Here is a 25,386-nt window from a genome sequence, read left to right as displayed (position 1 = left end):
GCTAAACATCTATATAGGTGATGCTCAGCGTTCAGTCTGAAAAAGCATGTTGATAGTGATGTTTACCGAAATGTGTTGTCTTTAGTCGGATATTCTCATCGGTGGAATTAATTGGTTAGTGGGCGCAAAGGTAATGATTTCCACTGAATAACAAAGGCTTTTTGCGATATTAATATCGTGTCGGCAAGAAGTTAATATCGTGTTTGCAAGAAATTAACTTCCTGCAGACACGATGTTAATACTTTATTGGTTCTGTTACTTCATGGCCGAAGCATCGAACGAGAGTGGCAGTAATTCTCCCACATTCTTCAGCTCGTAGATTCCCTTTTTGCCATACAGCAACACCCGCATTGGCTGCTTGAAGCGCTTCTCCGTTTCGAGCATCACTTGCCGGCAGGCGCCGCAGGGCGGGATGGGAGACTCCAGGAACTCGTCGTGCTCGTTGCGTGCAGCAATGGCGAGGGTGGTTACTGCCTGGTCGGGATGTTGGGAGTTGGCATAGAATAGGGTGGTGCGTTCTGCACACAGCCCGGAAGGATAGGCGGCGTTTTCCTGGTTGGTGCCGGTCACTACAATACCGTTTGCCAGTCTGGCTGCAGCTCCTACCGAGAAGTGGGAGTAAGGGGCATAGCTGCGGTTGGTAGCCTCGCGGGCGGCATCCATCAGTTCGCGGTCGGCGGCATCCAGTTCTTCATAGTCGTATATCTTGACGGCGATTTCGATATTTAATTCTTTCATAAGGCAAAGGGTTATATTGTAATTAATGTTACAAAGATAGAAAAGAGATTGGTTATTTCAATTCTTTTACGGACTTTTGTGCAGAACTCAACATTTTAAGCATGAAACGGATTTTCAGACTGACTGCTATCATAGCATTTCTTTTTATTTCCATAACAACAGTGCAGGCACAACGCCGGAATGCCCGCTACAATGAGTATATCAAACAGTATGCTCCCCTTGCCGTGGAGCAGATGCAGCGTCATAAGATACCTGCCAGCATCACGCTGGCTCAAGGGCTGTTGGAGAGCGGTGCCGGATACAGCGCGCTGGCGCGCAAGAGCAACAACCACTTCGGCATCAAGTGCGGAGGCAACTGGCGCGGACGGACAGTGAGGCATGATGACGATGCCCGCAATGAATGTTTCCGCGCTTATCGCAATCCGAAAGACTCTTATGAAGACCATTCCGATTTCTTGAAAAGGGGAGCACGTTATGCTTTTCTTTTCAAACTGAAGATTACGGACTATAAGGGTTGGGCGCGCGGCTTGAAGAAGGCTGGCTATGCTACCGACCCGTCGTATGCCAACCGACTGATAACCATTATCGAGGATTATGAACTGTATAAGTACGACAGCCGTGGCATGAGCAAGCGCGATGCCCGCAGCTGGGAGAAGGAACTGAAAAAGAAGCCTTGGCTGGCCAATCCGCATCAGGTGTACATTGCCAACGATATAGCTTATGTAGTGGCACGCGACGGAGACACCTTCCAGGTGTTGGGCAAGGAGTTTGACATCAGCTGGAAGAAGCTGGTGAAATACAACGACCTCCATAAAGAATATACACTGGAGGCGGGAGATATTATTTACTTGAAAGAAAAGCGCAAGAAGGCCGCCAAACCCCATACCGTTTACATAGTGAAGGATGGCGATTCCATGCACTCCATTTCCCAAAAGTACGGCATTCGTCTGAAGAACCTTTATAAGATGAATCGCAAGGATGCGGAATACGTGCCGGAGATTGGCGACAGATTGAGATTAAGATAAAGAAGCTATCCGAAAATGTACAGGGTGTCCGAAAACGGACACCCTTCTTTTTTGTCTTTTCGCTTACTTTCAGGGGGTTATGATTTTGGCATGGATTTAGTATATATTAAGCGTTATGTTCGCAAACAATAAAATTAAAAGATATGGATAGAGAAATTCCGAAAGAAGTGCGTAATAAAGAACGCAATAAGAAAATCATCCGCTACGGTGCTATCGGCGTGGCAGGTATCGTAGTGGTCAGTGTACTCATTTCATTGATGCGTACGGGAGTGAAGGAGAAAGACCTTGTTTTCTCCCAAGTGGGCAAAGGTACGATTGAAGTCAGCGTCAGCGCCTCCGGCAAGGTGGTCCCGGCATTCGAGGAAATCATCAACTCGCCCATCAATACCCGCATTTTGGAAGTGTACAGAAAAGGTGGCGACAGCGTGGATGTAGGTACCCCCATCCTGAAACTGGACTTGCAGAGCGCCGAAACCGACTACAAAAAGATGCTGGATGAAGAGCAGATGCGCAGCTACAAGCTGAAACAGCTGAAACTCGACAACCAGACCAAGCTGACCGACCTTCAGATGAAAATCAAAGTCTCCGCCATGAAGCTGGACCGCATGAAGGTGGAACTGCGTAACGAGCAGTACCTCGATAGCCTCGGTTCCGGCACCACCGACAAAGTGCGCCAAGCCGAACTGAGCTACAACGTAGCACAACTGGAATATGAGCAATTACAGCAGCAGTATGCCAACGAGAAGGAAGTGCTGGCTGCAGAATACCAAGTACAGGAACTGGATTTCAGCATGTTCCAGAAGACACTGGCCGAAACCAAACGTACGCTCGACGATGCGCAGGTGCGTTCGCCCCGGAAGGCCATCCTTACTTATATCAACAATCAGATTGGTGCCCAGGTTCCCGAAGGCTCACAGATTGCCGTCATCTCCGACTTGAGTCACTTCAAGGTGGAAGGCGAGATTGCCGATACTTACGGTGACCGTGTGGCTGCCGGTGGCAAGGCCATTGTGAAGATTGGCAGCGAAAAGCTGGAAGGTTCCGTAAGCAGTGTTACTCCGCTTTCAAAGAATGGCGTCATCTCCTTTACCGTGCAGTTGAATGAGGACAACAACCGCCGACTGCGTTCCGGTCTGAAAACCGACGTCTATGTGATGAATGCGGTGAAAGAAGACGTGATGCGCATAGCCAATGCCAGCTATTATGTGGGACGTGGGGAGTATGAACTTTTTGTACGCAATTCCGACAAGGAAATTGTAAAGCGCAAGGTGCAGCTGGGCGATTCCAACTTTGAGTTTGTAGAAGTGGTCAGTGGCTTGCAACCGGGTGATGAAGTGGTGGTGAGCGATATGAGTAACTATAAGAACAAGAATAAGTTGAAGCTAAAATGATAAAGGTTTACTTGAAACAAGCCTGGGAGCTGTTGAAGCAGAATAAACTGTTCAGCATGCTCTACATTGTGGGTACGGGGCTGGCCATTGCCATGACGATGGTGATGGCCATGGTCTATTACGTCAAGATTGCTCCCGTCTATCCGGAGGTGAACCGCTTGAATACGCTCTATCTGACAAGTTGCAAGATGGAGAGCGGAACGGAAGGAAACAAGTCTCAATATCAGTGGGCGGTATCCTACAAGGCTTTGCAAGAGTGGTTCTATCCTACCAAGAATGCACTTTGTGTTTCGGCGCAGCTGGATGATAGGGCATTCCAGAACAGCTATATACAGTCTGCCGACCTTAGCGGGGATTTTCCGGTGAAAGTCAAGCTTACCGACCCAGACTTCTTCCGTATTTACAGATTTCACTTTTTGGAGGGGAGTCCTTTCACTGCCTCCGACCTGGCAAGCGGCCTCTGCACGGCTGTCATTACCGATGAACTTTCGCGTCGCTTGTTCGGCACCACCGAAGGGGTGGTGGGACGTTCGTTCCGGTTGGACTATACCGACTACCGCGTGTGCGGCGTGATTCGTTCCGGAAGTTATCTGATGCGGAATTCCTATTCGCAAGTCTATTTGCCTTATAGTGTTGTTTCCGGCTATCGGGAGCCCAAATACGACATGGACTATCTGGGAGCTTTCAGCGTTACTTTTCAGGTGAAGGACGGCGAGCAGGGCGATGCCTTGCGGGCGGAACTGAAAGAAATAGCCCGTAAAGAGAACCTGATGCATCCCGATGAATGGAAAGTGGAGTTTTGGGAGCAGCCCGCTTCCCATCTGCTCCGCGTGTTCCAGACCTTTGCCAGCGAGGAGTTCGATGTATGGGCCACGGTGCGCTACTTCCTGTTGGTGTTGCTTGTCTTGCTGCTGGTACCTGCGCTCAACTTGAGCGGCATGATAGGGAGCCGCATGGAAAGTCGTCTGGCAGAGATGGGTGTGCGCAAGTCCTTCGGTGCTGGGCGCGGAGCACTGCTTAGGCAAGTGATGTGGGAGAATCTGCTGCTGACGTTGCTTGGCGGTGCATTAGGACTGATGCTGGCATGGCTGTCGCTCTATGCGGCGCGCGAATGGGTATTTACCGTGTTCGACAGATGGAGCAGTGTGATTCCCGATGGAGTCGATGTCAAGGTGTCGGGCGAGATGTTGTTTGCTCCGCTGGTATTTGCTGCCGCCTTGTTGTTGTGCGTGGTGCTCAACATGCTGTCGGCACTTGTCCCGGCTTGGCACTCCTTGCGCCATCCCATTGTGAACTCTCTGAATGAAAAACGATAAGAAAGAATGTAAGAGGACTGAAATACAAGAATACTATGTGGAAATTGATATTGAAAAATCTTTGGGCACGCCGTCGCCGCAACGGATGGCTCTTGGCAGAGCTTATATTGGTGAGCATCATCAGCTGGGTGATACTGGATCCGGTGATTGTGGTGACACACGACCGCAACATCCCCTTGGGATATGATGCCGACCGCCTTTGCTTGGTGTCACTGGCTGCTTTGCAGCCCAATGCACCGGGGTATAATGCCGAGGCACAGGATTCCGTTTCTCTGGTGGACGGCTATCTGAGCCTGGTTCGCCATGCCGGAAGCTTTGAGGGTGTGGAGCTTGCCACCCCGCTTCTGGGCTTTTGCTATCCCAATTCGCAGGGAAATGGAAATACCTCATATACAGCCGAAGGTGATACCGTACCCCATCAAGTCATGTGGATGCAGTTCCTGCCGCATACGCAGTTCTTCGAGACTTACGGATTCCGTCCGGGCACGGGGCGTACACCCCGACAACTGTCCGATTATGACTATACGCAGCAGGACATCGTCTTGACCGAAAATGCGGCATACGAGATTTTTGGCACCAAGGATGCACAGGGAAAGCGTACCGTAAGCTATAGCCGTGGCGACACGCTCTATAAGCAGGTTATCGGTACTTTGGGTACCATCAAGGCGTATAGCGACTGGCGGCCTACGTCCGTAGCGTTTATTCCTACCTTGTCCATTGATGCGGGTGACATACCGGATTATGCACAAATCCTGATACGGGTAAAAGAAAATGTCAGCATGAAACGCTTCATTCACGACTTCCGCCCATGGATGCTGAAGGAGATGCGACGCGGAAATCTTTTTGCCCGCTGTATCAGTCCTTATAGTGACCTTATTGCAGATTTAGAGGCAGACAGTTCCGCCCCCATTTATCGCCGCAACCTGGCGATGGCGGTGTTCTTTCTCCTCAACCTTTGTTTGGGTGTTATCGGCACTTTCTGGTTGCAGACACGTGCCCGTCGCGAGGAAGTAGGGGTGATGCTTTCCTTCGGTGCCACGCCGCGGCGCATTGTCTGCCAGTTGCTGGGTGAGGGGACGGTTCTGACGGTGATTGCTTCATTGACCGGCTTTCTGGCCTATCTGCAATATGCGATGAAAGAGGGACTGGACAACGGGCTCGATTGGCATAACTCGTCGGTAACGGCTTGGTCATCAAATTTCGGGACAGCCGCAGTGGAACCGCTTGAAACGTATTGGGTAAGTGATTTTACCCAGCATTTCTTCATCGTGTCGCTCGTCATTCTGTTGATATTGTTGGCGGTAGTGCTTGTCGGCATTTATATTCCTGCCCGCAGCATCAGCCGCATACCGCCGACCGAAGCGCTACGGGAAGAGTAGGACACAACATGCTCCGATAGCCGGAAACGGACAGAGTGTCCATTATCGGACACCTTACAGTATATGTAAACGACAGATAATCAATAATAAACGGTTTTGGCACAACTTTTGACCTCTTGAAACAGAAATTGTGCAGAATAGAAACAGAATAATAACAATTAAATACTTACCATTATGATTAAGTTAACTGGCATCAACAAGATTTATCGTACAAACGAGATTGAAACCGTGGCATTGGAAAATGTAAACCTCGAAGTGAACAAGGGAGAATTTCTCAGTATCATGGGACCTTCCGGTTGCGGAAAATCTACGTTGCTGAACATTATGGGCTTACTGGATGCACCCACCAGCGGCACTATCGAAATAGCCGGTACGAAAGTAGACGGCATGAAGGACAAGGAGCTGGCTGCTTTCCGTAACCGGAAGTTGGGTTTTGTGTTCCAGTCTTTCCATCTGATTAATTCGCTGAATGTGCTGGATAATGTGGAGTTGCCTTTGCTCTATAGAAAGGTGTCTGCCAAGGAACGTCGTCATCTGGCGGAAGAGGTATTGAAGAAGGTCGGTTTGAGCCACCGCATGCGCCACATGCCTACACAGCTTTCCGGCGGTCAGTGCCAGCGTGTAGCCATTGCCCGTGCCATTATCGGCAACCCGGAGATAATCCTCGCCGATGAGCCCACCGGTAACCTGGACTCCAAGATGGGTGCCGAAGTCATGGAACTGTTGCATCAACTGAACAAGGAAGACGGACGTACCATCGTGATGGTGACCCACAATGAAGAGCAGGCCAAACAGACCTCACGCACCGTCCGCTTCTTCGACGGACGTCAGGTGGAATAATTACTGCTTAGTCAACTGTCAACTATTAATTATCAACTATCAATTAATGAAATGCAAACCGTAAGACAAGCTTTTACTATCTTGAAGCAGAATCCGCTGCTGAGTACAATTTCCATACTGGGTACGGCATTTGCCATCACCATGATTATGGCTATTGTGATTATCTGGCAAACGAAGTATGCCGATTTGGAACCGGAAGTGAACCGTAGCCGGTGCCTTTACTTTTCTGCCATGCATATAAGCAGCAAGACAGAGGAAGGGGTACAAAACTATAATACTCCTTCACCGGCATTTATGAAAGAATGTATACAGCCGCTGTCCGAAGTGGAAGCTTGTACTGCTTTTGCTCCGGCCGGTGCCGCTTTGGTGTCTCTTACAGATGGCAGCAACCGGGTGAAAGTGGACGCCATGCAGACCGATCAGGGTTTCTGGAAGGTATTCAGCCTGCAGTTCATGGCAGGACATGGTTTCGGCGAAGAGGACCGTGCGGGAGGTACAAAGGCTGTTGTGGTTTGTGCTTCTGTAGCACGGAAACTGTTTGGTACGACGGATGCGGTGGGGCAGCAGTTGTTGTTGAACCGCCAACCGGCACGTGTGGTAGGAGTGGTAAAGGATGTTTCTGTCACTGCAAAGGATGCTTACGCACAGGTATGGAGCATGTATTCGGCAGATAAGTTGGAAGTGACTTCGGTATGGAGCTACGGCGGTGGTGTTCATATTGCTGTGCTGGCACGTACATCCGACGATTTCCCGACCATTCGTCAAGGTATTGCCAAACGGGTAGAGGCTGTCAATGCAGGATTGGGAGACATGCAGATAGACATCATGGAGCAACCGGACGACATTGTGGCGCATGTGAACCATGTATGGTCCAATGTAGGGCCGGATGTGACGATGCTATACCTGCAATATGCCATTGCATTGTTCATCATTCTGTTGGTGCCGTCGCTCAATTTGTGCGGACTGAGTAACAGCCGGATGCAGCAGCGCACTTCGGAGCTTGGAGTACGTAAGGCCTTCGGAGGAACGTGCGGTGTACTGATACGCCAAATTCTGAATGAGAATCTGGTGCTGACACTGCTTGGAGGTGTGGTAGGGCTGTTGTTCAGCTACATAGCTGTATGGGGAATGCGTACCTGGCTCTTTACCAATAGCCAGAATATCGGTACGGCCGGTGACTTTAGCTTGAGTATGGAGGCATTGTTCAGTCCTTGGGTATTCCTGCTGGCTTTTACTTTCTGCGTGGTCATCAATACGCTTAGTGCCGGACTGCCTGCATGGATGGCGGCAAGACGGACAATTGTAGATTCACTGAACGATAAATAAAACAAGAAGTATTATGAAATTCATTGTACACAACTTACGCATGATATGGGCACGCCTGAGCAATAGTGGGTGGGTTTTGGCCGAACTCTTTTTGGTATTCATCGTGATGTGGTTTCTTTGCGATTCTCTGGGATGTATGAAATATACTTTCTATCGTCCGTTGGGATATGATATCGACCATGTTTATCGTCTTACTACGGTCCGGGGAGGCGAGAGTCGTGATACGACATTGCTCGATGCCGACAAATACCTGAATATCCTGAAAAGGTTGGAACAAGAACCTACCGTAGAGGCTGCCTCGTTGAGTTATTGGAGCTTGCCTATGAGTGGCGCGAATAGTTATAACTCGCTGGCTGTACAAGATACCATCGGGGTGGGCGGGCGTATGATTTATGCTACCGGTGGATATACCCGGGTTTTCCATATGCAGGAGGAACAAGGGCGGACTTTTGCCGCTTTGCCTATCGGTATCAATAATGTGATGTTGAGCCAGGCTATTGCCGATGCTTTCAAGAAGCGGCTGCCGGAATTTTCGCTCAACACACCGTTGACATGGCGTGGAGATACGGTGAATACGGTTACTCAAGGTGGCATTGTCGGCAGCTTCCGCGATTATCGCTATGGCGATGACGCTCATTGGATTTTTATGCGCCTAGGCGAGCAGCTTATGCGTGAGGAATTCGGTGATCAGCAGGCGCAGATTGTTTTCCGTGTAAAGCCTGCTGCCGACGGGCCGGACTACCGGGAACAATTTCTCCGCGAGATAGCGCCGAGGCTGGACACGGACAATATATTTGTTGCCGACGCGGAACCTTACACGCAAATGCAGGCACAGTTCGAAGTGCTGTATGGAGATACGGACAAGGTGAACAGTCAGACAATAGTGGTACTGTTCCTCTTGGGAAATGTCTTCTTGGGACTGATAGGAACTTTCTGGGTTCGTACGCGCCGTCGTCGCTCGGAAATAGCCTTGCGGTTGGCGATGGGCAGTACCAAGCAGCAGGTCTTTTCCCTTCTTATGGGTGAGGGGTTACTGCTGTTGGCGTTGGTTACTCTGCCTGCCATGCTGATATGTTACAACGTAGGCATTGGCGAGTTCACCATTGGACGTACCGCATTGATTGCCACCTGGCCGGTGGAGTGGAGCATGATACGCTTCCTGATAGGCTCGCTGGCAGCTTGGCTGTTGATAGCGCTGATGGTGATGATGGGCATTTGGTATCCGGCACGGCAAGCCATGAAGATAGAGCCGGCAGAGGCGCTGCATGAAGAATAAGAAAATAATATCAACGATAAAAAAAGAACGTATCGTCTGTTTGTATCAAACACATCACTTGTTTGGGGCAAATACATCATCCGTTCGTACTAAACACATTATCTGTTTTTTTTGAGTAAGTAATCATCGTAATAAATAAGTAAGAATATGAAGACAAATATTATAGGTGTTATCATCGCATTGGCATTGGCATTTGCAGGCGTAATTTGTGCATGGGGACAAGATAACAAAGTGAGTGAAGTGCGTAAGGTGGAGGCTTTCTCATCCATTAGGATAACTTCTGTGGGTACGGTTTACTTCACACAGAGCGACAGCTACTCCCTACAGATTGAAGGACGGGAGAAGTACGTGAAGAATACGGAGAGCACAGTGAAGGACGGCCATCTCACCATCGGCTTCAAGAATAAGAAGATGCGCAACCAAAATGACGGTGTCACCATCCGTCTCTCGGCTCCGGACTTAGAGATGGTGGAATTTATCGGTGTGGGTGAATTTAACTGTGAGGAACCCTTGAAGCTGGATAAGCTGGAGTTTGAAGTGAAAGGTGTGGGTGATGTGCATGTGAAGGATTTGACTTGTCGCGACCTGCGGGTGGCTTTGCGGGGTGTGGGTAGTGCCGACATCCATGTAGTTTGCGATTATCTCTCTGCCAAGGTGGGGGGAGTCGGCGAAATTACTCTGAGCGGAACTGCCGGGCATGCTGACATTTCTAAAGGAGGCATAGGCGGGGTAAATACTGGTAATTTGAAAATAGGCCGTTAAGATGATAAAACAATACTTCACACAAGCCTGGGCACAGTTGCGGCAGCAACCGATGATTAGTGCCGTCAGCATAGCCGGTACGGCACTTGCCATCTTCCTCATCATGCTGGTGGTGATGATGCAGCAGGTGAAGGTAGCTCCGTTTGCTCCGGAGAGCAACCGCGACCGCTTTCTACATGTGCATTATATGAGCATCACCAACAAAAGCTGGGGAGAGGGAAACAGTTCCAACGGACCGATGGGGATAAAGACTGCGCTTGAGTGCTTCAAATCGCTGAAGACCCCCGAAGCAGTAACGATTTATACCTGTATGGTCATTTCTACCCCCGTGAATCTGCCGGGACAACCTGCAACGGGTATCGACCTGTTGCAGACAGATGATACTTTCTGGCGTGTGTTTGATTTCTCTTTTGTTGCCGGGAAACCTTATGACCAGGCTACATTCGATGCCGGACTACCCGTAGCGGTAATTACGGAAAGTGTAGCGCGCAGGTTATTCCAGACAACGGAGGCTGTTGGTCGCGAATTCCTTTTGAACCATGCTCCTTATACAGTGTCCGGTGTAGTGAAGGATGTTTCTACTTTGGCCAACACTGCCTATGCGCAGGTATGGGTGCCCTATACTTCTACTGAGATAACGAAAAGCACATGGAGTGATGAGCATATGGGGATGATGAGCGTTACCATTCTGGCGAAAAGCCGTGATGATTTTCCCGCTATTCGTGAGGAGACGGAACGCCGCCGTCAGGAGTACGACACTGTAATTGGCGAGAATGGTTATTCGTTGATTTACCGTAACCGTCCTTATGACCAGGAGAAAAATGCCGCAGGAATGGCTGCCAACATCGAACCGGACGTGGACCAGGCACGCAGGCAGCGTCTCATTATCTTCATCATTCTACTGATTGTTCCTGCCATCAACCTCAGCTCGATGACGCAGAGCCGTCTGCGCCAGCGTGTGGCAGAGATTGGTGTGCGCCGGGCATTCGGTTCAACGAGACTGGAACTGATGGGGCAAATCATTGCAGAAAATCTGGTGGTGACATTGCTGGCAGGGGTGATGGGATTGTTGCTGAGTGTAGCATTCGCTTATTTGGGAAATACACTGCTGTTTGCGCAGGAATTCAGCCAGACGCTGAGTCCTCCGGCAGTGGATGCAAGCATATTGCTGCATGGCTCCACCTTTGGCTGGGCGTTGTTGTTCTGCTTTGTGCTGAACTTACTAAGTTCCGGTATTCCCGCATGGCGTGCATCAAGAATAGGGATTGTAAATGCATTGGGCGGACGTTTGCATAAATAACTCCATCACAAAACATTAATCATTGAAGAAAATGACTAAGAAACTTCTTACACAGATAAAGAATGAATGGCTCTCAAACCTATGGTTGGTGTTGGAGTTATTGGTAGTGAGTGTAGTGATGTGGTACGTGGTAGACTATCTCTACACGCGCGCCGCCACCTATCTGGAGCCGAGAGGCTTTAATATAGAGCACTGCTACCTTATAGAGTTGGGGGAACTGACACCCAAAAGTCCCGACTACATAGCCGGGCATACCTCTCAGCAGACCCACGATGACATAGCCGAGTTGTTGGAGCGTCTGCGTCGTCGGCCGGAGATAGAAGCGGTCAGCCTTTCGCAGAATTCGTATCCTTACAACGGAAGCAATTCAGGCGCTGAAGTAAGCTATGACACTTTGCGTTCTCCCGGTTGGACCATCCGCAGGTTAGTGACACCGGACTTTCCCCGTGTATTCCGCTATCGGGGCACGCGTGGCGAGACACCCGAACAATTGGCTGAAATGTTGGAGCGCGGGGAGTTTATGGCTTCGGATAACCTCTACCGGAAATACGACCGCCGGATGACAGATCTCGTAGGCCAGCGGTTCTATCTTTTTGGTGATACTACGAAGACCTACCGGCTGGGTGCTGCACTGCAAAATGTACGCTATCACGATTATGACCAGGCGCGAAGCTCATATTCCATGATGGTGAAGCAGAGTTTCTACTATATCGGTCTCGAACTTTGTGTCCGCGTCCGTGAAGGGCAGGACAATGACTTCATTGAGAGGCTGAAGGCAGACAGTGAGAGCCAGTTCCGCATAGGCAATATCTTCATTTCGGAGATACGTTCTTTCAAGGATATTCGTCGCAACTACCAGCAGGCATGGACCAATGACATCCGTAACTATGTGATGGGTATGGGATTCCTGCTGCTGAACATTTTCCTCGGCTTGCTCGGAACATTCTGGTTCCGTACGCAGCAACGCCGTTCGGAGATAGCACTGCACAAAGCGCATGGAGCGACAGACCGTGCCATCTTCAGCCGGCTGCTTAGTGAAGGGATATTGTTGTTGGCAATTGTCACCCCCGTTGCATTGCTCATCGATTATAATCTTGCACACCTGGAGTTGAATTCCTGGAGGAACGGTACGACGTTGGAGTGGGACCGCCTGCTGCTCTGTGCTGCCATCAGCTTTGTGCTGATTACCCTAATGATTGTCATCGGTATAGGTATTCCCGCCCGCAAGGCGATGAAGGTGCAGCCTGCCGAAGCATTGCACGATGAATAGAAAGCTATGGAACAAATTTTAGCTCTTATCCGCCAGAATCCCTTTTTCAGTGCTGTTTCCGTCATCGGTACGGCAGTGAGTATAACCTTTGTCATGGTCATTTACATGGTGTATGACATCCAGACGGCTGACTTGGCTCCCGAGTCGCACCGCAGTAGCATGGTATATTCTTCTTATGGATACTCTTACCGCAAGTCCGACCACAGCAATTCCAATACGGGCATGTCTTATCGGGCTGTCAACGCTATTTTTGCAGAACTTCCGGGTGCGGAACTTGTCACCTATCTGGGACCTACCTATCTTAGATACTGTGGGGATTCGCCCGTGCGGGGAATGCGCCGTACGGTTCGTCAGGTGGATTTGAACTATTGGCGTGTCTACGATATCCCTCTTGTGGCGGGCCGTCTTTTCAGTACCGAAGAGTTCGATGCTTGCCGGGATGTCGTGGTTATAGGCGAACAGCTTGCTCGCGAAGCTTTCGGGTCTGCCGAAGCAGCCATTGGCAAAAATTATTTTGTCAACTTTCGCCCTAAGCGCATTGTCGGGGTCACCAAGGATGTGAGCTCTCTGTTCACATTTGCCTATGGAGAGTTGTGGATGCCTTATTCCACCCGGGATTCCGGTCTGGGCAGTGAAGGGCTACGGGGAGATTTCGAGGCTGTGGCCCTTGTCAAGCCCGGTGTTGGCAGAGAGGAACTCAAGCGGCAGATAGAACAGTCGCTTGCCCGCTTCAACGAGATACTGGTCGAATATGAACTGGAGCTTCCCGACCTCAGCACCTATACGGAACGGCAGTTCTTCCGTAATGACACGATGAGTCCTGCCGTAACTTGCATCATCCTGGGTTTGATATTGCTTATTGTGCCCGCTATCAATGTCAGCGGACTTATATCTTCGCAAATGTCCCGTCGCATGGCTGAGCTTGCGGTAAGGAAAGCATACGGCGCCAGCCGTTCTACCTTGATGGTGCAGTTGCTCCGCGAGAACCTGGCCTTGGCATTTGCCGGCGCATTGCTCGGTTTTCTCTTTTCGTGCATATTCCTATGGCTGGGTAAGGACTGGATGCTTGGCGATGGTGCTCCCGGAACGAATTTTGATGTAAGCGTCTGGCTCTTCCTCCGTCCTGCGGTTTTCGTGGCTGTATTGGTGGTGTGTCTGTTGTTCAACCTGCTTTCTGTGTTTATTCCTGCCTGGCATGCCACCCGTCGCCCTATAGCCGAGGTTCTTGGCGGAGAATGAGCGGATAAACGAATCCCAATTAAAACAGTAACGAGTATGATACATTCTATTTTACACCAGATATGGAACCAGCGCCGCAGTAACGGTTGGCTGTTTGCCGAGCTGTTGATTGTATTTACATTGATGTGGTATTGTGTGGATGTACTCTATGGCTTTGCCCATGCAGAACGGCAGCCTAAGGGGTATGATTTGGAGCATGTCTATAAGATAAGGATTTCCTGCAATCCCACACAGATAGTGCCGTGCACGTCGGAAGACAGCCTGCAGACCTTCTGGTTCAAGCCGATGGAGGAAGTGCTCCGGCGTATCAGGCAATATCCTGCAGTGGAAAGTGCTGCCACGTGGCTGGGTACCGATACTTATACCCGCGGGCGTGTTTACCAGGGGTATACGACGGACAGCGTGCATGTTGTCGAGACTACAGTGCGCTATGTGTCTCCCGAATATTTCGACGTCATGCGCATTCCGCTGTTGCAGGGGAATGTCTCGGATTGGAATTCCACTGCCAGTCCTCTGCCTGCCGTGGTGACCCGTGATTTGGCAGACAGTCTTTTTCAGACAAGTGCCAGGGCGGTGGGCCGCGAGTTTCTGGATTATTACAGCGGAGGTCTCCGTTACCGTGTCTCTGCAGTCTGTGCTTTGCAGAAGACGGATGACTATGCCCGTTACGGACCTTTTGTCCTGACTCCTTTCCCCGGTTGGTTCTATGAGGACCAGTACCTCCCGTTCATCTCCCTACGGATACGTCCGGAGGCGGATACGGATAATTTTGCAGCCCGTTTTTATCAGGATATGATGTCGCAGCTGCAGGTCGCTCCATTCTATCTTTTCGACATACAGAGCTATAAGGACCAGAAGATAGAGCGGGATGCTGCCGAAGGAATCACCCCGTATATCCGCAGCGCAAGGCTCATTGTGATATTCTTTGTTTTCAATGTATTCATCGGGCTGATGGGAACTTTTTGGTTCCGTACCCGCCATCGCCGCAGCGAGATTGCTTTGCGCATGGCCATGGGCAGCAGCCGCGGAAGAATACGCTGGCAATTGCTGGGTGAAGGGTTGCTGCTGTTGGCACTTGCTTCCATCCCCGCTTTGATGATATGTATCAATATGGTTATGGCAGATGTCACTTTTACGGAAGCCACGGATGCCACTTGGGGGAGATTTGTCATATGCGTTTCTATTGTCTGGATATTGATGGCATTGATGGTGATTGCAGGAATCTGGTATCCGGCTTCACGGGCCATGAAGGTACAGCCTGCCGAAGCATTGCACGATGAGTGAGTTTTTTTTGAATAATCTGTGCTCATTCTCAATATAACTTGTATATTTGCGTGACGAATAAGAGTTTTGCGTTGAGTATACAAAATCTATATTATGATGAAACGCCTTTTCTTTCCATTGCTTGCAGGCTTGTTGTGGTTGATGTCGGGAACACTTTCGGCTACGGAACGTACGTACAATGTACTTTTCATACAGTCCTATACAAAAAATACTCCTTGGCACAGCCTTCTGACAGAAAATTTGGAGAACGGACTGGACAAGGGGGGAGTTAAAGCCAATATCACTACTGAATATCTGAATGCCGATTACTGGTCTTTCGCTTCCGAGTGCTTCATCATGCGCCGCATCTGCGAGCGTGCCAGGCAACGGAAAACGGACTTGATTGTGACCTCCAGCGATGAGGCTTTCTTCACATTGACCCATTGCGGTGATTCCCTGCCTTATCAGATACCGGTAGTGGTTTCGGGTATCAAATACCCGGATGAGAGGGTCTTTGAAAGAATGCCCAACGTCTCCGGCTATGTTTCGAAAACGGATTTCGATGTCTTGCTGGATGCGGCTGTCCGCATGTTTCCTTCCCGCAGGGAGTTGGTCTGTCTGTCCGACAGCAGTTTCCTGAGCCTTAAAGGGGTTAAGGCTGTGGAGGAATCCTGGGAACGCATAAAGAGCAACTATCCGGAGCATGAGTTGAAAGTGCTGAATGTGCAGGCCAAGTCCTTGAACTCTATCATCACTTCCATTTGCTATGACTACAATGCCTACAAGCATATTGTCATTGCTCCCAAATGGATTCCCTTTCTTTCCTTGAAGTTGAAGGCCCCCGTGTTTACCAGCCAGAACCTGGCTATGACGAACGGTGTTCTGTGTGTGTATGATGCCGTTCCCGGAGAGGATGCTTTTGCTGCCGGCCGGCAGGCTGCAAGTATTTTGAAGGGCAAGTCACCCGCCTCATTGGAAGTAAAGGACTTTGGGGGCAAGTTGCTGTTCGATTACAAACAGTTGCAGTTTTTCCGTGTGGACACGAACCGTGCGGAGAGCAAGGGCATCATTTTGAATATACCGTTGATGGAGCGTTACCGTGTCTGGTTCATTCTGTTCTATTCGCTGATTGTCGGGGCATTGGTGCTGCTGGTTGCCTGGCTTTTCCGTGCCAACCGCAGGGAGTCGCGTAAGCGCATACATGCCCAGACCCGCTTGTTGATACAGCACCGCCTGGTGGAGCAGCGCGACGAGTTCGACAATATCTTCTGTTCCATTCGCGACGGCTTGATTACGTATGATACCGACCTGCGCATCCATTTTGTCAACCGTCCGTTGTTACAGATGTTGGGACTTTCTTCCGAAACCTATACGTCCCGTTTCTATGAAGGGCAGATGGCCGGCTCCATTTTCAGGATTTACATGAATGGAGAAAACATCCTGCAGGACTTGTTGAAGAAAGTACGTACCGGAAAGAGACCTATTTCTATTCCGGAGAAAGCCTTCATGCAGGAAAACCATCAGGGAACGTATTTCCCCGTTTCCGGCGAGGTAGTACCTATCTTTGCCAATGAAAAGATGACGGGAATGGCGATTGTATGCCGCAATATCTCCGAAGAAGAGATGCAGAGACGCTTCTTCAATATGGCGGTGGAGGAAAGCTCCATTTATCCGTGGCAGTACAACATGCATATGAACCGTTTCCATTTCCCGGGTGGATTGCTGCGCCGTTTCGGGTATACCGATGATACGGACTTGCTGGCACGTGATGAGATGGACACCCTTATACATCCGGAAGACTTGCTGCATACGCGCAGGAATTTTGATGCCATTCTGTTGGGCAATGAAATCAATTCACGGATGAGTTTCCGGTTGAAGAGTGCGGATGGGAGCTATGAATGGTGGGAGTTCCGCAGTACCGCTTATGACGGACTGACGGTCGATACCCCATACATGGTATTGGGAGTATGCCAGAGCATCCAGCGTTACAAGGATACGGAAGAGGCCTTGATTGCCGCACGTGACCGTGCCTTGCAGGCCGACAAGCTCAAATCTGCGTTCCTTGCCAATATGAGCCATGAGATACGTACCCCTCTGAATGCCATTGTCGGTTTCTCGGATTTATTGAAGGACTTGGACGCTTTTTCTCCGGAAGAGGTAAAGCAGTTCGTCGAAACAATCAACATCAACTGTACGTTGCTGCTGGCGTTGATAAACGATATTCTGGACCTCTCGCGCATAGAATCGGGCACGATGGACTTTAAGTTCGGAGCATTCAACCTGGCGTTCATCATGCAGGAGGTCCATGAATCCCAGCGTCTGAGTATGCCTCGGGATGTAGAGCTGCGTATAGAGATTCCGGAAGGGGAAGACAAATTGGTCATCACCGATTCCGTCCGCTTGAAGCAGGTCGTGAACAACTTGATAAACAATGCCAAGAAATTCACGGTAACGGGCAGCATCACCTTCGGCTATGTCACGAACCGGGAAGGATATACCACCATCTTTGTCGAAGACACGGGAAGCGGTATCTCTGAAGACGCCCAGAAACATATCTTCGAACGCTTTTACAAAGAAGACAGCTTTACGCAGGGCGCCGGTTTGGGGCTGAGCATTTGCCAGACCATCGTAAACCGCCTGCATGGTTCTATCTCGGTCTCCTCAGAGTTGGGAAAAGGAACGCGTTTCGAGGTGGTGATACCGGATGCGAACGAGTAATCATTCAATCCGTTTGCAGGCATTGGCTTGCAGGAACTCTTCCAATATATCCTCGTAATTGCCATACAGCATGATGTGGTGGTTGCCCAGCGGTGTCTTGAGGAAATAGTCGGCAGGGGAGTTCATTTTTATCCGCACTTGGGTGCGGCACATATTGATGTAGTTTGTATTCTCAACAAGCGTGCCGGTGCTCAGGTAATATTCGTCCAGGCTTTCGCTTCCGCATTTTACGATGGTTACATCTCCCGTCGGCAGGATTCCCTGAATACCGATGCCGCTTTCCGTCTCAAAATGGTTGCGTATGATGAACTGCTCCGTTTGTGCGATGCCGATGGTGCAGTGTGCCAATATGATTTCATTGGTACGGGCATTTATCATGGAAGGATTGGCCATGAAGGAGTTTTTCCCCGTCAGCACTTTTACGGCCAGCATGGTGAAGACGGATTGCAAATCGCCTTCACATCCGGCAATGATTCCTTCGTCGTTCAGCAAGGCAAGGGCAAGGCAGCCGGTGGTTCCCGTTTGGTCTATCAGGCGGAAGCAGCTGAGGGTAATGGCGCTCAGTCGCTCTTCCTCTACAATCCTCTTGATGGCTCGATACAGCCGCATGGCTTTTATCATGTCTTCGGGGCTTGCCTCTCGGCAGGCAAGCGCTTTTCCTGCCAGTCCGGCGCATGCTTCGCCCACCTCGTCGTCCGTTATCTGTCCGTAGTATTCATAAATGCGGTCCAATGAGACGTCTGTGTACTCGATACCCCAGCGGCGTTTGGCAAGCAGATAATCCACATTGCTGGCAACGAGCCAGCTGGACGGAGTGCCCATTACGCCGATGCGCATGCCGAAAAGGCTGCGTTGTGCCACGAAATTGCTGTGCAGGACAAAAATACGCTTGATGGTCTCGGGGAGCTCTCCGTGAAGAATCTCGCTTTTCATTCCCCGGCCGCGCAGCCAGGAAGATATTTCGAGAGCGGCGGCCAGTGAGTTCTGCATGCCGTCTGCCAAGAGGATGGCGGGGCGGGGAAGGGATTCGAAATGCTGGATTACCAGCCGTTCCACACCTCCGGTGGCAATGAATATAATACTGAAGTCATCGGGTGATAACTTGTCTATGTCTTTGTAATCAATGAAGTTGACGGTAAAGTATTTTTCCAATTCAGTCAATATCACTTCGTGGGAGCTACGGACTGATGCTTGTTTATGCAGTATGGAAGCAAAAGTTATAAGGTTGATGACCATGGTGTTATTTACTATTTGACTATTTACTATTTACAATTGATTCTACTTGGCTCGTTTGCTTTTTCAAAGATACAAGTTTCTGTTTACATATCATAGAGTTTTTACGATAGATAAGTTTTTTAAAGTTTTTATGGTCTTGCCTTCCTTTTGGTTTCAAATAATTCGCTACATTTGCAACTTTAATGATAAAGTGATAGCAATATCACCTATAAATACTCTATTAAATAGTAAATCATAAATCGTCAAATAGTAAATAAACCTCATGCCAACAATATCTATTCGCGGAATGGAGATGCCCGCATCTCCTATCAGAAAACTGGCTCCTCTGGCAGATGCTGCCAAGCAGAGGGGTATACATGTATTTCACCTGAACATCGGTCAACCCGACCTGCCTACTCCGGAAGTCGCGATTGAAGCGATACGGAACATCGACCGGAAAGTTCTGGAATACAGTCCCAGTGCGGGATATCGCAGTTACCGCGAGAAGTTGGTGGGTTACTATGCAAAGTACAATATCAATCTGACTGCAGACGACATCATCATCACTTCCGGCGGCTCGGAGGCGGTGTTGTTCTCTTTCCTGGCTTGCCTCAATCCGGGGGATGAAATCATTGTTCCCGAGCCGGCCTATGCCAATTATATGGCGTTTGCCATCTCTGCCGGAGCCAAGATACGCACCATTGCCACGACCATCGAAGAGGGTTTCTCGTTGCCCAAGGTAGAGAAGTTCGAGGAGTTGATTAACGAGCGCACGCGTGCTATTTTGATTTGCAATCCCAACAATCCTACGGGTTACCTCTATACACGCCGTGAAATGAACCAGATTCGCGACCTTGTGAAGAAGTACGATTTGTTCCTCTTCTCGGACGAGGTGTACCGTGAATTTATTTATACGGGTTCTCCCTATATCTCTGCCTGCCATCTGGAGGGCATTGAGAACAATGTGGTGCTGATTGATTCCGTGTCCAAGCGCTATTCGGAGTGCGGCATCCGCATCGGTGCCCTGATAACGAAGAACAAGGAAATCCGGGATGCTGTCATGAAGTTCTGCCAGGCGCGTCTCAGTCCTCCGTTGATAGGCCAGATTGCCGCAGAAGCATCGCTGGATGCCGATGAGGATTATCTGCGCGACACATACGATGAATATGTAGAACGCCGTAAATGCTTGATTGACGGATTGAACCGTATACCGGGCGTATATTCGCCCATCCCGATGGGAGCATTCTATACGGTGGCAAAGCTTCCGGTAGATGATTCGGACAAGTTCTGTGCCTGGTGTCTGTCGGAGTTCGAATACGAGGGACAGACGGTATTCATGGCGCCTGCGTCCGGATTCTATACTACGCCGGGTTCCGGTCGCAACGAAGTGCGTATCGCATACGTACTGAAGAAAGACGACTTGAACCGCGCCTTGTTTGTTCTGCAAAAAGCATTGGAAGCCTATCCAGGACGAACCGAATAAAATGAAATAATTCATTAGGCGCGGATTACGCGGATTACACGGAAAACTTAAGATAAAGACGTTTGTTTCAAATCTTCCGTGTAATCTGCGCCTAAAAAATAATGACCCATGAACTTATCTCGCTTTATAGCGTTGCGCATTTATCGCAACTCGGAGCCGGGCAAGCAAGTTTCCCGTCCGGCTGTCCTTATTGCCATGGTGGGCATTGCTCTCGGACTGGCGGTGATGATTATTGCCGTGTCCGTCATTGTCGGCTTCAAGAGCGAGGTAAGGGATAAAATCGTAGGTTTCGGTGCCCATATCCAGATAGGCAACCTGGATGCTGCACGCTCTTATGAGACGCGCCCAGTGGTGGTGGGCGACAGCATGATGGCTGCGCTTTCCGATTATCCCGAAGTGAAGCATGTACAACGCTACTCCACCAAGCCGGGGATGATAAAGACCGCCGATGCTTTTCAGGGAATGGTGCTGAAAGGTGTGGGGCAGGAGTATGATAGCACCTTCTTCCACCGCCATCTGCTGGAGGGGGAGTTTCCGCAATTCAGCGATTCCGCTTCGTCCAACCGCGTAGTCATCTCAAAGTCTCTTGCCAACAAGCTGCAATTGAAACTCGGTGACAAGATAGACACCTACTTCATCCAGGACGATGTGCGTGCCCGCCGCCTAAAGATTGTAGGTATCTACCAAACCAACTTCTCCGAATACGACAACCTATTCCTGCTTACCGACCTCTACCTGGTGAATCGCCTGAACAACTGGGAGCCGGACCAGGTGAGCGGTGTGGAGCTGGAAATACGCGATTATGACAAGCTGGAAGAAACCACCTATGAGATAGCTGTCGATACGGACGAGAATCCCGACCGCTATGGTGCTGAGTATTGCGTCCGCAATGTAGAGCAGCTCAATCCCCAAATCTTTGCCTGGCTGGGCATCTTGGATGTCAACATCTGGGTCATTCTCATTCTGATGATTGGAGTGGCGGGGTTCACCATGGTATCCGGCCTGCTGATTATCATCATAGAGCGTACCTCCATGATAGGTGTGCTGAAGTCTTTGGGAGCCAATAACTTTACCATCCGTAAAGTCTTCCTTTGGTTTTCGGTCTTCCTCATCGGGAAAGGCATGCTTTGGGGGAACATAATCGGCCTTGCATTCTATTTCGTGCAGCGCTGGTTTGGCTTGTTCAAGCTCGACCCTGAAACCTATTACATGGCTACTGTTCCGGTATCTTTCAATATCTGGCTGTTCCTGCTGCTGAATGCCGGCACATTGCTGGCTTCGGTCCTGATGTTGCTGGCCCCTTCATTCTTGATTACACGCATCCATCCGGCAACTTCCATCCGTTACGAATAAGAGAGTCACTTTCTCAGAAAACCGCTTTTCTTGCGGAACAGACAGTACCATTTCCAACGCAAAGACTGTATCGGCTGCAATAGGTCGAAAGCCGGTAGTGTGAAGTAATATCTGCGCTGTTCTTCCAGGTCGCGGGCGGTCTTGTTCACGATGACGGCCTGCATGGTGAAACGGAGCAGGAACAAAAGGAAAGCGACGCCTGCTGCCAGCCAGTGGAAGTGCAGAATGCCGATGACCATCGCGGCTATCCAGGATGCGTGGAATGCCAGGCGGGTCAAGGTCTCAAAACCGGCCAGCCAGCGTTGCATTCCATGATACAGCCGTGCTGTGGAGGCGTAGCCTATTTTCTCTTCTTTCCAGTCCTTGGCACGCAGAAGCGGCTGCATGCGCACAATGGCATTGGCATCCGTTTCCACCCGCGTGTTCTCCGGGGTAGCCACGTGGTTGATGAACAAATCGTCGTCTCCCCGTTGCAGGTTGAGGTGTGCGGAGAATCCTTTCTGTTGGTAGAAGAGTTCCTTCCGGTAGGCCAGGTTACGCCCGATACCCATGTAGGGGCTGCCTGCCAGGGCAAATCCCAGATAGCGCATGGAAGTGAACAGATTGTCGAATGCCGCCCGTTTGTGCAGCCAGCCTTTGCCGCGTTCGTAGCCGCTGTATCCCAGCACCACTTGGGTACGTGATGTGAAGTTGCGTGCCATCAGTCGCAGCCATTGGTTGCTTTGGGGCATGCAGTTGGCATTGGTAAACACCAGCCATTCATATTTGCTGGCCTTGATTCCAAGCGTCACGGCCAGCTTCTTGCGGCTGATGTAGCGGGAGGAATCGGGCACGAAGCTGTGGTAGAGATGGGGATATTTCTCCTCGAGGATGGTCAGGTAATCCTCGCTCTCATCGGTGTTGCCGTCGTTAATGACGATGACTTCAAATTGGGGATAGTCCTGCTCCAGCACGGCGCCCAGGTTGCGGCGCAGATTCTCGGATTCCTCGCGGGCGCAGATGATGACGGATATGGGGGGCAGTTCCTGGGTGAAGTGCGTGTCTCCCTGCTTCACGGCACGGCTGCGCGCATGAATACGGTTGTAGAGACAGAGGTAGTAGATAATTTGAATAAGGAACAGACCACCCGCCGTAGCGAGTACGATAATTTCAGTTGAATCTAATGTAAATGCTTCCATGTGCAGTAGGACGTTTATGTGCTGCAAATTTACACAATTTCCGGCACTACCTCAAACTTTGTTCCGGGAAAGTGCTTGAACAAATACTGCTTGATGTATTTCATCGTGTCTTCCTGGATAGTCTTGTCCTCTACCGTGGGATAGAGGTTGTAGAGTACCGTATCGAGCGCGATGTCCCGGTTCTTGATGGCTTCGAAGCTCAGCAGGGTGTGGTTGATGCTGCCCAGCTTTCCGGAGGTGACAAAGATAAGCGGGTACTGCTTCTCCGCAATGTAGTCTATCGTCAGGAAATCTTCGGTAAGGGGAACCATCAGACCGCCGGCGCCTTCTACGAGCACGGTATCATAGCGATGGGAAAGTTCCCTGGTGGCACGCTCTATTTTTCCGAAGTCTATCGGGCGCTTGTCTATGCGGGCGGCGAGGTGGGGAGAGCAGGGATAGGAGAATATCTCGGGCATGGTCAGCCCCTCTTTGTCTTCCGGCAGGTAGCCGGTTCCGGTGAGGCGGCGGTGCAGGTCGATGTCCTCGGAATGACCGGTGTTGCCGGTCTGGATGAATTTTTGGGTGATGACGCGCAGGCCGCGTTGCATAAGCTCACGGGCGTACCAGGCGGTGCAATAGCTTTTTCCGGCATCTGTATCAATGCCGCTGATGAAGTAGATGTTTTTTGTTTCCATTATTTTGTTTTTTTTCGTGCGATGATATAAATGGGGTGATAGGTCAGGTTTACGTTGCCTGCGGCATCACTGAACCGGGTTGTGTATTCTTTGCAGAAGGATTGCAGGCGGCTGCGCGTCCATATCCTTTTTTCCGTTCCCGTCACTCCGGTTTGCTTCAGATGCTTCAGCACTGCCTGAGGGGTGGGGAAGGGCAGGGTTACTACCTCTTCCTCGGCATGGAGAATATCGAAGTGGGGAGACAGCAGGGCTTGCAGCTCCTCAACGGAGAGATAGTCCAGCCCATGCCCCGTCAGTTGGCGTATTTCGTGCATGTTTGTGGTGCCGAAGGTGCTGAAGGCAAGCAGGCCGTCTGCCACCAGTGCTTGGTGGCAGCGGGTGAGGAAAGCACCTGGGTCGTTGAACCATTGCAGGGTGGAGCACGAGGTTATCAGGTCGGTTTCTCTGGGGAAGTCGAGAGCTTCGGCATCACCCGGCAAGAAGCTGACGCGGGGAGTGCGCGTAGTGCATAGCTCCCTGACGCATTCCTCCATATCCCGGCAGAGGTCGTTCAGCAACAGCGTTTCCGGTTGCAAGGTGTTCAGCAACATGCGCGAGTAGCTGCCCGTTCCGCAACCAAGCTCTACGATGTGGCGGAAGTGTGTAGGAAGTTGCGGACGGGGTATGCCTGCGGAAAGCAGGGCATCGGTCAGTAGGCGCATCATTTTTTCGGCTACTTGCCGTTGCACGCTGGCTTCGCGGTCGTAGGTGCTTCGCGAGTAGGAGAAGCGTTTTGCTACAAGTTCTTTGTCTATGGGGTGTGTAGGGGTATCTGTCATTTTTTTCAATCCTTTTGTTATGTATCCAGTTCTCTCAGATGGCTTAGAAAATCGTCAATGGGCATCGACCACATGTCTTGCAGCAAGAAGCGGAACATTGGTTCGTCATAGTGGGCGCAGTCTGCAACAATCAGTTTGTCGTCATCGAACATGTAATCGAAATTTAGTTTCATATTTTCTAAAGGGAAGATGCGGTCGTTGACGCCTATGAAAGCGTAGTCATAATCGATGTATTGGTATTTATCGTTTACATAGGCATCCATCTCGTCATCATTGGAGTAGATATAATTGCCGTTTTCATCGATGGTTATCCCTCTCATTTGGGTGTATTTTTTCTCAATGAGTTCCAGCTCTTCCTTAATTTCGTTGAAGTCCCGGCGGGGAGTGATGGCAAGGAAGGCTTTGTAGGCATTGCTGTCTTTGCACATGCGGCGCATGAACTTCTGGAGCGAGGCGGGAGTCAGTCCGCTCAAGGTGTCTCGGAAGGTCTTTTCGGGAATTCCATCTGTGTCACCGATAGGGGTAATGGTACCATTGAAAGCTATAAGCAGCAGTTTCTCCTTGGGCACGGAAGCCAGTGCGATGGGAGCTGCCCATACGCCCATGGACCATGCCACTACGTTCACTTGCCGGTATTGCTCCAGGATGGAGGTATCGAAATCGAGCGTGCGGTAGTCATAGCAAATCATGTAGTCCATGCCTTGGGGGCAATATTGTTTAAAGGGTGTTTCGTCGGCTGCCCATCCTGCGAAGAACAGTAGCAGCTTGGGATTATTTTTTTTGATGATGTAAACTTGTTTCATAATAATATATGTGATG

The 25,386-nt window shown here is 50.2% G+C and carries 21 protein-coding genes; 15 read left to right on the top strand and 6 right to left on the bottom strand.

Features of this window, described 5'->3' with window-relative positions; genetic code table 11:
• Positions 1-255 precede the first annotated feature (255 nt).
• Positions 256-738 (bottom strand): cytidine deaminase, encoded by a 483-nt coding sequence (gene cdd / locus DW947_RS09540; protein ID WP_005837423.1) that lies wholly within the window; start codon positions 736-738, stop codon positions 256-258.
• A 101-nt stretch (positions 739-839) separates the two neighbouring features.
• On the opposite strand from cdd, the gene DW947_RS09535 reads away from it, so the two are divergent.
• From DW947_RS09535 to DW947_RS09475, 13 genes are all read left to right on the top strand, one after another.
• Positions 840-1,763, top strand: a complete 924-nt coding sequence (locus DW947_RS09535; RefSeq protein ID WP_016274394.1) for a glucosaminidase domain-containing protein — start codon at positions 840-842, stop codon at positions 1,761-1,763.
• A gap of 143 nt (positions 1,764-1,906) precedes the next feature.
• Entirely contained in the window at positions 1,907-3,154 is a 1,248-nt protein-coding gene (locus DW947_RS09530; RefSeq protein WP_016274396.1) for an efflux RND transporter periplasmic adaptor subunit, read from the top strand.
• A complete protein-coding gene (locus DW947_RS09525; RefSeq protein ID WP_016274397.1) occupies positions 3,151-4,470 on the top strand; it encodes an ABC transporter permease in 1,320 nt (439 codons plus the stop codon). Before DW947_RS09530 ends, DW947_RS09525 begins: the two co-directional genes overlap by 4 nt.
• Positions 4,471-4,505: 35 nt before the next feature.
• Positions 4,506-5,849, top strand: coding sequence for an ABC transporter permease (locus tag DW947_RS09520; protein WP_016274398.1), 1,344 nt, complete (start codon positions 4,506-4,508; stop codon positions 5,847-5,849).
• Between the two features lie 174 nt (positions 5,850-6,023).
• Complete coding sequence (locus DW947_RS09515; RefSeq protein WP_022400800.1) at positions 6,024-6,689, top strand: ABC transporter ATP-binding protein; 666 nt, start codon at positions 6,024-6,026, stop codon at positions 6,687-6,689.
• Positions 6,690-6,740: 51 nt separating this feature from the next.
• Positions 6,741-8,015, top strand: coding sequence for an ABC transporter permease (locus DW947_RS09510; RefSeq protein WP_117963139.1), 1,275 nt, complete (start codon positions 6,741-6,743; stop codon positions 8,013-8,015).
• 13 nt (positions 8,016-8,028) lie between these two features.
• Positions 8,029-9,291 carry an ABC transporter permease gene (locus tag DW947_RS09505; RefSeq protein ID WP_016274401.1) on the top strand — a complete coding sequence of 421 codons (1,263 nt, stop codon included), beginning with the start codon at positions 8,029-8,031 and terminating at the stop codon, positions 9,289-9,291.
• Between the two features lie 147 nt (positions 9,292-9,438).
• Positions 9,439-10,053 (top strand): GIN domain-containing protein, encoded by a 615-nt coding sequence (locus tag DW947_RS09500; RefSeq protein WP_016274402.1) that lies wholly within the window; start codon positions 9,439-9,441, stop codon positions 10,051-10,053.
• Position 10,054: 1 nt separating this feature from the next.
• Positions 10,055-11,353, top strand: coding sequence for an ABC transporter permease (locus DW947_RS09495; RefSeq protein ID WP_005831154.1), 1,299 nt, complete (start codon positions 10,055-10,057; stop codon positions 11,351-11,353).
• A gap of 31 nt (positions 11,354-11,384) precedes the next feature.
• The gene (locus DW947_RS09490; protein ID WP_005831152.1) at positions 11,385-12,623 is read left to right on the top strand and encodes an ABC transporter permease; all 1,239 of its coding nucleotides are present in this window, start codon (positions 11,385-11,387) and stop codon (positions 12,621-12,623) included.
• Positions 12,624-12,629: 6 nt separating this feature from the next.
• Positions 12,630-13,862 carry an ABC transporter permease gene (locus tag DW947_RS09485; protein WP_016274404.1) on the top strand — a complete coding sequence of 411 codons (1,233 nt, stop codon included), beginning with the start codon at positions 12,630-12,632 and terminating at the stop codon, positions 13,860-13,862.
• A gap of 36 nt (positions 13,863-13,898) precedes the next feature.
• Complete coding sequence (locus DW947_RS09480) at positions 13,899-15,146, top strand: ABC transporter permease (protein WP_117681026.1); 1,248 nt, start codon at positions 13,899-13,901, stop codon at positions 15,144-15,146.
• A 93-nt stretch (positions 15,147-15,239) separates the two neighbouring features.
• Complete coding sequence (locus DW947_RS09475) at positions 15,240-17,843, top strand: PAS domain-containing sensor histidine kinase (RefSeq protein WP_117963137.1); 2,604 nt, start codon at positions 15,240-15,242, stop codon at positions 17,841-17,843.
• Here DW947_RS09475 and DW947_RS09470 read toward each other — a convergent pair whose 3' ends face one another.
• A complete protein-coding gene (locus tag DW947_RS09470; protein ID WP_005831144.1) occupies positions 17,844-19,079 on the bottom strand; it encodes a fucose isomerase in 1,236 nt (411 codons plus the stop codon).
• A gap of 262 nt (positions 19,080-19,341) precedes the next feature.
• Between DW947_RS09470 and DW947_RS09460 the strand changes: the two genes are divergently transcribed.
• Positions 19,342-20,541 (top strand): pyridoxal phosphate-dependent aminotransferase, encoded by a 1,200-nt coding sequence (locus DW947_RS09460; protein ID WP_008664735.1) that lies wholly within the window; start codon positions 19,342-19,344, stop codon positions 20,539-20,541.
• Between the two features lie 108 nt (positions 20,542-20,649).
• Complete coding sequence (locus DW947_RS09455) at positions 20,650-21,894, top strand: ABC transporter permease (protein ID WP_016274407.1); 1,245 nt, start codon at positions 20,650-20,652, stop codon at positions 21,892-21,894.
• 5 nt (positions 21,895-21,899) lie between these two features.
• On the opposite strand, the gene DW947_RS09450 is transcribed toward DW947_RS09455, so the two are convergent.
• Genes DW947_RS09450 through DW947_RS09435 form a run of 4 tightly spaced genes read right to left on the bottom strand, consistent with a single transcriptional unit; the run spans position 21,900 to position 25,370 of the window.
• A complete protein-coding gene (locus DW947_RS09450) occupies positions 21,900-23,072 on the bottom strand; it encodes a glycosyltransferase (RefSeq protein ID WP_022400571.1) in 1,173 nt (390 codons plus the stop codon).
• 29 nt (positions 23,073-23,101) lie between these two features.
• Positions 23,102-23,749: a dethiobiotin synthase gene (gene bioD, locus DW947_RS09445; RefSeq protein ID WP_117963135.1), complete on the bottom strand. Its 648-nt coding sequence runs from the start codon at positions 23,747-23,749 to the stop codon at positions 23,102-23,104.
• Positions 23,749-24,567 (bottom strand): malonyl-ACP O-methyltransferase BioC, encoded by an 819-nt coding sequence (gene bioC / locus DW947_RS09440; protein ID WP_016274410.1) that lies wholly within the window; start codon positions 24,565-24,567, stop codon positions 23,749-23,751. The genes bioD and bioC overlap by 1 nt, the downstream gene beginning before the upstream one ends.
• Before the next feature lie 17 nt (positions 24,568-24,584).
• On the bottom strand, positions 24,585-25,370 hold the full coding sequence (locus DW947_RS09435) for a pimeloyl-ACP methyl esterase BioG family protein (protein WP_016274411.1): 786 nt from the start codon (positions 25,368-25,370) through the stop codon (positions 24,585-24,587).
• Between the last annotated feature and the right edge of the window lie 16 nt (positions 25,371-25,386).

The sequence above is a fragment of the Bacteroides sp. AM44-19 genome (genome assembly GCF_003603395.1).
Lineage (GTDB): Bacteria > Bacteroidota > Bacteroidia > Bacteroidales > Bacteroidaceae > Bacteroides > Bacteroides uniformis.
This window is presented reverse-complemented; position numbering and strand designations above follow the sequence as displayed.

What these genes read in the sequence shown, in the direction of transcription:
- DW947_RS09530 (WP_016274396.1), top strand. Translation starts at nt 1,907, where the DNA reads ATGGATAGAGAAATTCCGAAAGAAGTGCGTAATAAAGAACGCAATAAG.
- DW947_RS09495 (WP_005831154.1), top strand. Translation starts at nt 10,055, where the DNA reads ATGATAAAACAATACTTCACACAAGCCTGGGCACAGTTGCGGCAGCAA.
- DW947_RS09480 (WP_117681026.1), top strand. Translation starts at nt 13,899, where the DNA reads ATGATACATTCTATTTTACACCAGATATGGAACCAGCGCCGCAGTAAC.
- DW947_RS09510 (WP_117963139.1), top strand. Translation starts at nt 6,741, where the DNA reads ATGCAAACCGTAAGACAAGCTTTTACTATCTTGAAGCAGAATCCGCTG.
- DW947_RS09500 (WP_016274402.1), top strand. Translation starts at nt 9,439, where the DNA reads ATGAAGACAAATATTATAGGTGTTATCATCGCATTGGCATTGGCATTT.
- bioD (WP_117963135.1), bottom strand. Translation starts at nt 23,749, where the DNA reads ATGGAAACAAAAAACATCTACTTCATCAGCGGCATTGATACAGATGCC.
- DW947_RS09475 (WP_117963137.1), top strand. Translation starts at nt 15,240, where the DNA reads ATGATGAAACGCCTTTTCTTTCCATTGCTTGCAGGCTTGTTGTGGTTG.
- DW947_RS09525 (WP_016274397.1), top strand. Translation starts at nt 3,151, where the DNA reads ATGATAAAGGTTTACTTGAAACAAGCCTGGGAGCTGTTGAAGCAGAAT.
- DW947_RS09450 (WP_022400571.1), bottom strand. Translation starts at nt 23,072, where the DNA reads ATGGAAGCATTTACATTAGATTCAACTGAAATTATCGTACTCGCTACG.
- DW947_RS09535 (WP_016274394.1), top strand. Translation starts at nt 840, where the DNA reads ATGAAACGGATTTTCAGACTGACTGCTATCATAGCATTTCTTTTTATT.
- DW947_RS09485 (WP_016274404.1), top strand. Translation starts at nt 12,630, where the DNA reads ATGGAACAAATTTTAGCTCTTATCCGCCAGAATCCCTTTTTCAGTGCT.
- DW947_RS09515 (WP_022400800.1), top strand. Translation starts at nt 6,024, where the DNA reads ATGATTAAGTTAACTGGCATCAACAAGATTTATCGTACAAACGAGATT.
- cdd (WP_005837423.1), bottom strand. Translation starts at nt 738, where the DNA reads ATGAAAGAATTAAATATCGAAATCGCCGTCAAGATATACGACTATGAA.
- DW947_RS09435 (WP_016274411.1), bottom strand. Translation starts at nt 25,370, where the DNA reads ATGAAACAAGTTTACATCATCAAAAAAAATAATCCCAAGCTGCTACTG.
- DW947_RS09505 (WP_016274401.1), top strand. Translation starts at nt 8,029, where the DNA reads ATGAAATTCATTGTACACAACTTACGCATGATATGGGCACGCCTGAGC.
- DW947_RS09490 (WP_005831152.1), top strand. Translation starts at nt 11,385, where the DNA reads ATGACTAAGAAACTTCTTACACAGATAAAGAATGAATGGCTCTCAAAC.
- DW947_RS09470 (WP_005831144.1), bottom strand. Translation starts at nt 19,079, where the DNA reads ATGGTCATCAACCTTATAACTTTTGCTTCCATACTGCATAAACAAGCA.
- DW947_RS09460 (WP_008664735.1), top strand. Translation starts at nt 19,342, where the DNA reads ATGCCAACAATATCTATTCGCGGAATGGAGATGCCCGCATCTCCTATC.
- DW947_RS09520 (WP_016274398.1), top strand. Translation starts at nt 4,506, where the DNA reads ATGTGGAAATTGATATTGAAAAATCTTTGGGCACGCCGTCGCCGCAAC.
- DW947_RS09455 (WP_016274407.1), top strand. Translation starts at nt 20,650, where the DNA reads ATGAACTTATCTCGCTTTATAGCGTTGCGCATTTATCGCAACTCGGAG.
- bioC (WP_016274410.1), bottom strand. Translation starts at nt 24,567, where the DNA reads ATGACAGATACCCCTACACACCCCATAGACAAAGAACTTGTAGCAAAA.